Source organism: Streptomyces sp. NPDC088400, assembly GCF_044753355.1.
Lineage (GTDB): Bacteria > Actinomycetota > Actinomycetes > Streptomycetales > Streptomycetaceae > Streptomyces.
In genome coordinates, this window is sequence record NZ_JBIVMZ010000032.1 from 1 (window position 1) to 6,520 (window position 6,520).

Genomic DNA, 6,520 nt, shown 5'->3' on the forward strand with positions numbered 1-6,520 from the left:
CGCTGGAACAGCTCCCACAGCTCATCCGGCACCAGCCGCTCAACGATCGCAACCACGACCGAGAGCCTACCGAACCAAATGAGATGACTTCTAAGGAGATCCGTTGTGCCCGCGTGGCTGTTTGCGCTGCTCGTTGCGGCTTTTGTCCTGTACACCGACGACTATGTGATTGCTGGGGTCCTGCCGGAGATCGCGCGAGATCTGGATGTCAGTGAGGCACATGCCGGCCAACTGGTGACTGTCTTCTCACTCACCGTCGCCGTGGCCGCCCCGATCGCCGGATTGGCTCTTGCGCGGGTGCCCCGGCGTCGCCTGTTCACCACCGCGTTCGTGGTCTTCGTTGCGGCCAACCTGGTGGCCGCCACGACCAGCGGTTTCGGCCTCCTGACGGCGCTGCGCATCGTTGCGGCGTTGGCGGCGGCGGCCTCGACTCCCGCGGTGTTCGCCTTCGCTGCCGAGCGCGCCCCGGAAAGCCACATCGGAAGGTACGTCGCCGTCGTGGCGCTCGGTGTCACGGGTTCGATCGCGGCGGGAGTTCCGATCGGCACGTGGATCGGGGGCCATTACGGCTGGCGGGCGACCTTCGTTGCCATGGCGGTGGGCGGGGTCGCAGCACTGGCCTTCCTGCTTGTGGCCCTGCCTCGCGAGGGCGACAAGGCGAGCGAAGTGCCGGACATGCGCGAGCAGTTGCGGGCCCTCAGCAATCTGCCGGTGTCGCTCGGACTCCTGGCGAACTGCGTGCTCATGACGGGTTCGATGATGATGCTCACGTACATGGCTCCCTATCTCTCGGCGGTGAGCGAGGCGAGCGTGGACCAGCGAGCGCTCGCGTTCAGCCTCTCGGGGTTTGCCGGCATCCTCTGTATCTGGGCAGGCGGGAAGGCCACCGACCGGTGGGGGCCGGACCGCGCCCTGGTCACCGGAATCGGACTCTTCACCGGAATCATGGTGGTGCTGGGCCTGCTGTGGTTCGTCCGTCCCGTGCCCTTCACTGTCCTCGTTGTGGTGGGCACGATCTGGGGCGGCATGGCCTTCTGGAATTCCCCGGCCATTCAGGCACGGCTCTATCTGCTCGCCGGACCTGCCGCTGTCCAGGCCTTGGCATTCAACACGTCGAGCACCTATCTCGGGGTCTCGCTGGGCGGAGCCATTGGCGGCCTGACGCTGGGCAGCTTGGGGGCCGGACTGCTGCCGGCAGTCGCAGCCCTCCTCGGACTGAGCTCGTTGGGGCTGCTGGCACTCGCCATCAGTGCATCGAAGAAGACGGTGAGCAGTGCGGAAGCGGTGTCGGAGAACTGAATCCTGCAAGAGTGAAGGGAAGGAGCTGTCGTGACGACGTTCATGTTGTTCGGGCCCGCCGACGCTGCGGTGGATTTCCGCAGCTACGAACCGATGCTGCGAAACTCGGAGGTTGCGCAGTCGATTTATTATGAGTTTGCCGAAGCGATTGAAGTTCCGGTGGACCACCTCATTGACGGCGAGGTGCCGCAAGTCCATCCGGTGCTGCTGCGCTGGATACGGCAAATGACCGCCATGCTCAGCGTGGGGAGGATACTGGAGCACTATCACGGTGCCGTCTCCGTTTACGGTGGTGTCTCCTTGGGGGAACTCGCCGCACTGCATTCGTCCGGCGCGGCCTCGACCGAAATGGTGGTGAGCTTCCTTCGGGAGAGGCATCTACAAGACACCGAGAGGGACGAAGCAATCGGTTTCGCGTTCGTACCTGCGCCGATCGACTGGCGCTACTACGACCAGCCGGAGCGAATGACCATATCTTGCGACTTCGGTCCCGTTCTCAACGGAGCCGGCCGCATGATCATGGTGTCCGGCCTGCGGTCGGCGCTGGAATCGGCGCGCAGCGAGGGACCTGCGGACCTGCAAGTGGTGGACCGGTCCCTTGCACATCAGGCGTATCACTCATCGTTCCGAGAGCCCAGTCGTCGGCGGCTGGAGACTCTGCTGAAAGAGAATGAGCTCGGTCACCCGAAAGCTCCTGTGGTCACGGCCGTTCCCGGTATGTACACGCTGTCCTCAAGCGCAGAGGCCGCGAAGGCACTCGTCGCGAGTGAAACCCGTTCTCTCGATGTTCCGGGCTTGGTCGAAGCCTTGCAGCGGTTCGCGCCAGACAAGGTGTACGTGATCAGTTCATTCCTGAGCCAATTGGAAATTGATTTCCACGCGACGACCGAATACGTTGACGATTCCTGGTTGAAGCGAAAATTCGCCTAGTTCCAGCAGAGTGAACGAATGTGTCCTGCGCTGCGGTGATTTCCCAGTAACTCGCAGTTGCCTCCGCTTGGAACCTCTCTGCGGCTGATCTGATCCCAGTGATGAATTCCAGCCCTTATTCGGCGCGACCTGCACCGCGTGATCGCATCCAAGGAGTCTCCTGTGCTTGAAGCTGGGCAAATGGCAAATCCTACGACCAAGTCCATTGCCGAGAGGGGCTGGAGCGTACTGACGAGAAACGATCCGGGCCTCGGAGCGCTCCTCGATGCCGAGGCGGAGTACCAGACCGCAAGCTTGTCGATGGTGGCCTCCGCCAGTGTGGCCCCGCCATCAGTCCTCTGCGCGAACGGCACAGTCATGTCGAACGTCACCGCCGAGGGCTACCCGGGGGCGCGTTACCACCCGGGTGCCGTGCACTTCGACGGGATCGAGCGGCTTGCGGTGGAACGTGCCAAGCACGTCTTCGGCGCCCGGTACGCGAACGTCCAGCCGCACTCCTGCTCATCGGCAAACCTGGCGGTCATGGCGGCTCTGCTGCCCCGCGGCGGAAGAGTTCTCGCACTGGATCTCGATTCCGGTGGACATCTGACGCACGGAGCGAGCGCATCGGTCAGCGGGAAGTACTACGACGTGGCCCGCTACGGCGTCGAACCCGACGGTAGTCTCGACTACGACAAGATCCTCGACCGCGCGCTCGAACACCGCCCGAAGGTCGTCATCGCGGGAGCGAGCGCGTTTCCCCGATGGTTGGACTTTGCCAGGTTCAGGGGCATCGCGGATCGTGTCGGCGCCTACCTCCTCGCCGACATCTCCCACATAGCCGGCCTGGTCGCCGCAGGACAACATCCGAGCCCGATCGACTACGCCCACATCACAACGACCAGTACCTACAAGCAACTTGCGGGTCCCCGAGGAGGCTTGATCCTGCTCGGCAAGGACCACCGTCGGGCTTCGGCGGACGGCCGGACCGAGCTGTGGAAGCTCATGCAGCGCGCGGTGTTCCCCGGGTTCCAGGGAACGCCGGACCCGTCCTCGATAGCGGCCAAGGCGCGCGCCCTGGGCATCGCGTCGAGCGGCGGTTTCCAGGCCACGATGAAACGCGTCGTGGATGACGCGAAGGCGCTGTCGGACGAACTCGTGACGCTGGGGTACGACGTTCTGACCGGGGGCACCGACAACCATATGGTTTTGGTCGACGTCCGGGCCGCGGGGCTCACCGGGGTCGTGGCCGAACGAGCACTCGAAGAATGCGGAATTCTGGTCAACAGAAACAAGATCCCCGGAGACCCGCTTCCCCCTACTGTCGGCGGCGGCCTGCGATTCGGCACCAATATCCTCGCGCAGCGGGGAATGGGACCCCTCGAGGTTCGTGAATGCTCAAGGCTCGTGCACGAGGTGCTGTCCGGTATCAAGGTCCACGATTCCACGCACTATGAGCTGACAGGAACGCTTCGCGAATCGGTGCGCGGCCACGTGAGCACCCTCTGTGCGCGGTTTCCTTTTCAGTTCGAAGCCGAGTAGACGCCCGCCTCGTTCGGAAGGTTGCTCAAGGCATGACTTTCACCGATCACCAGGCTCAGCTGACTTCCACATCCTTTCCCGCGATGCTGGGCCGTCCGGCGCAGGGTCAAGGACGAACGGGCAAGCGTCTGGAACGATCCCTCGGCGTTGCGTTTCCCGCGCCCGGCGGAGAGCTTTCATGCACGTCGGTTCTGACTGCGGCGATGACCGCTCTCATCCACCGGTACACCGCCCTCGAGAGGGTCTCCATCGACGTACTCGACGGCCAGGACACCATTTCCTCAGCCGTCACCGAGGAGTCCACCACTATCGATCTCGTCGAAGGGATGAGCAGCGCACCGCGATCGGACCTCGAACCCGCGCCCTTCGCCGTCTCGTTCACCAGTGGCCCGGGTGCGGACACCGATGTCGCACACGAACTGGTCCTCTACGCGGACCTCGCCTTGTCGAGGGTGACACTCAGTTTCGACGCCGCCGGATTCGACGACGCGTACGCCGATCGGGTCGCGGGGCACTACAAGGTCCTGCTGGATCAGATGGTGAGCACTCCGGATGCCCCGGCTGCGCGGCTGAACATCCTGACGGCAGACGAAACCGACACCATGCTCCGCACCTGGAACGACACGGGCACCCGTCTCACCGAGGACATCTGCCTCCACCAGGCGTTCGAAACCCAGGCCGCGAAAGCGCCCGATGCGGTGGCGGCCGTTTTCGGTGCCGAGTCGTGGTCGTACGACGACGTGAACCGACGGGCCAACGAACTGGCCCACTGTCTGATCGAGTTCGGAGTCGGACCGGACGTCAGGGTGGGCATCCACCTCGAAAAGACCCCCGGCCTGCTGATAGCGATCCTGGGCGTTCTGAAGGCCGGCGGCGCGTACGTGCCCCTGGATCCGACATACCCGCGGGACCGTCTCGAAAGGATGGTCCTCGGCACCGGCTGCGAAGTAATGATCACCTGTCGGGGACTCGACCGGATCCTTCCGTCACAGGTGCGGCAGTGCTTGTCAGTCGACGACCTGGGGAGCCGCCCCGACCCATCCGCGGGGAATCCGGTCACCGCGGTCCGCCCGGACAGCCTCTGCTACGTGATCCACACGTCGGGTTCCACCGGTACGCCCAAGCCGATCGCCCTGCGACACCGCGGCGTGCTGAACAACCTCGCGGATCTCAACTCGAGATACGGTGTGGGACCCGAAGACGCGGTACTCGCGCTGTCCTCACCGAGTTTCGACATGTCGGCGTACGAGTTCCTCGCCATTACCATCGCCGGCGGCACAGTCGTCATCCCGGATGCGGAGGCCGGATACCATCCTGCTTCGTGGTGGGAACTGGTCGACCGGCACCACGTCACGGTCTGGAACTCGGCGCCTCCACTGATCGAGCTGTTTCTGGACTTCGCCGAGGTCAGCGGCGGTCCTCGTTCGCTTCCACTAAGGCTCTGCATGACGGGCGGGGACTGGGTGCCGACGACGATGCCGGCACGCTTTCGGAAGGTCGCTCCGGACCTCAGGTTCGTGGCGCTGGGCGGTGCGACGGAAGCCTCCGTCCATTCCACCGCTTATGAGTGGGACGCGTCCCGGGAGTGGAGTGGTGGCCACCTTCCCTACGGCCGGCCGCTTGCCAACCAAAGGACGTTCATCCTCGACGAGCGGATGATGCCGGTGCCCGTCGGTGTGGTCGGAGAACTCTATCTCGCGGGGGTCGGCCTGGCTCGCGACTACCTGGACCGCCCTCGGGAGACAAGGGAGCGGTTCGTCCAGTGGGTGTGGGGCGACCATGTCTCGGAGCGTCTGTACCGGACCGGTGACATGGCGAGGTTCTGGCCCGACGGACTGATCGAGATCCTTGGGCGGAAGGACTTCCAGGTCAAGGTGAATGGAATCAGGGTGGAACTGGGGGAAATCGAATCCGTCCTTGCCGCGTATCCCGGAGTGAAGCGCGCCGTGGTGGTACCCAGAGAGGCTGTGGACGGTCAAGTGACACTGGTCGGATACGTGACGGCCCGGCGTGGTGGAACGCTGGACTACGCGCCGCTGTTCGACGTGCTGCACGAACGGCTACCGAAGCACATGGTCCCTTCGTCGATCGAGATCGTTCAGTCTCTGCCCTTGAACAAGAACGGCAAGGTCGACCGGCGCGTGTTGAGTTCACCCGTACAAGTGGGCGGAGATACCCCGCGCACGCCGCAGGGGAAACCGGAGCGGGCCGGGAACTGGCAGCGTGTGGTGACCGACGCGTGGCGGGAGGTCCTGGGCGTCGATCACCTGGACGGCGACGCCAACTTCTTCGACCACGGCGGTAATTCCATGAAGGCGATCCGAAGCATGGTGCGCATCGACCGACGGTTGCGGATCTCCGACATCTACGAGCATCCGACCGTGACCGCCCTGGCGGATCACCTGGCCGAACGATACGGCGAGCAACCCGACGCCTAGGTCCTGTCAGACATACGAAGGAGCCATGCCCGTTTGTCTCGTGACCGGCGCCACGGGTTTCATCGGCGCGATCACGTGCAGCACTTGCCGGAGTGGGAGTCATCCGATGTTGAAGTGATCGCGGTGGAGCACCGGCGCGCAGGTGATGGCCGAGCAGCCGTCCGGTGCCGGTCCGTTCCCGAGAAGCCCTGGGAGCGCAGACTCTCCACCGCCCGGTCGAACAGCACCGGACCCGCGCAGGTTGGCCGGCCGATAGTCACCGACTGAGGACGGGCTGTTCGCGCGGCCGTCTCCGCCTTCCTGTCGGGCCTTCTACCGGCCCGCCCGGCTTG

General features: G+C 64.3%; 4 protein-coding genes. All 4 read left to right on the top strand.

Translation table 11 applies throughout. The annotated features are described in order from the left end of the window. Nucleotides 1–105 precede the first annotated feature (105 nt). The 4 genes from ACIQD6_RS36135 (at nt 106) to ACIQD6_RS36150 (ending at nt 6,188) form a co-directional block, all read left to right on the top strand. A complete protein-coding gene (locus tag ACIQD6_RS36135) occupies nt 106–1,299 on the top strand; it encodes an MFS transporter (RefSeq protein ID WP_401891317.1) in 1,194 nt (397 codons plus the stop codon). 30 nt (nt 1,300–1,329) lie between these two features. Next, a complete protein-coding gene (locus ACIQD6_RS36140; protein ID WP_401891320.1) occupies nt 1,330–2,229 on the top strand; it encodes a hypothetical protein in 900 nt (299 codons plus the stop codon). A 180-nt stretch (nt 2,230–2,409) separates the two neighbouring features. Further along, nucleotides 2,410–3,750 (top strand): serine hydroxymethyltransferase, encoded by a 1,341-nt coding sequence (glyA, locus tag ACIQD6_RS36145; RefSeq protein ID WP_401891321.1) that lies wholly within the window; start codon nt 2,410–2,412, stop codon nt 3,748–3,750. A gap of 203 nt (nt 3,751–3,953) precedes the next feature. After that, nucleotides 3,954–6,188 (top strand): amino acid adenylation domain-containing protein, encoded by a 2,235-nt coding sequence (locus tag ACIQD6_RS36150; protein ID WP_401891323.1) that lies wholly within the window; start codon nt 3,954–3,956, stop codon nt 6,186–6,188. Nucleotides 6,189–6,520 lie beyond the last annotated feature (332 nt).

What these genes read in the sequence shown, in the direction of transcription:
- glyA (WP_401891321.1), top strand. Translation starts at nt 2,410, where the DNA reads ATGGCAAATCCTACGACCAAGTCCATTGCCGAGAGGGGCTGGAGCGTA.
- ACIQD6_RS36150 (WP_401891323.1), top strand. Translation starts at nt 3,954, where the DNA reads ATGACCGCTCTCATCCACCGGTACACCGCCCTCGAGAGGGTCTCCATC.